At 58.6% G+C, this 379-nt stretch carries 2 pseudogenes; both read right to left on the bottom strand.

What is annotated here, in order from left to right:
- Positions 1-212, bottom strand: a pseudogene (locus ACLEJU_RS28740) (aromatic-ring-hydroxylating dioxygenase subunit beta); the annotation flags it as partial.
- A pseudogene (locus ACLEJU_RS28735) lies at positions 212-379 on the bottom strand (aromatic ring-hydroxylating dioxygenase subunit alpha); the annotation flags it as partial. The pseudogenes ACLEJU_RS28735 and ACLEJU_RS28740, both read right to left, overlap by 1 nt.

The raw sequence follows: 379 nt of genomic DNA, 5'->3' as shown, positions 1-379 counted from the left end.
ATCAGCCGCTGCACGCGCAGGCCACGCATGTGGTGGTCGTCGTAGGCGTAGTTCAGGGTGTTTTCGTAGTCGGTTTCCTTCGGGTCGATCGGGATGATGTACGTCCCTTTCTCGGTCCACAGGTTCAACCAGGTGTCGTATTCACCGTGGTCGAGCATGTCGCCTTCCTGCCAGATGAACGCCGTGACTTCGTTGAGCAGATTCAGATTCATCATTTGGCCTCCGCCGCCATCATCTTCTTCCACTGCTGGTAGGCCGCACGCATGCCGGTTTCAGCACTGACGTCGGAGACCAGGCCATCTTCGCTGGGCTTCTCGCCTGGCAGGCCGCGGTTGAGCATGATCCACAGGTTTTCACCGGCATTGGCGCCTTTCTGCAC

Origin of the sequence: Pseudomonas sp. SMN11 (assembly GCF_052041945.1) — a bacterium.
GTDB lineage: Bacteria > Pseudomonadota > Gammaproteobacteria > Pseudomonadales > Pseudomonadaceae > Aquipseudomonas.
This window is presented reverse-complemented; position numbering and strand designations above follow the sequence as displayed.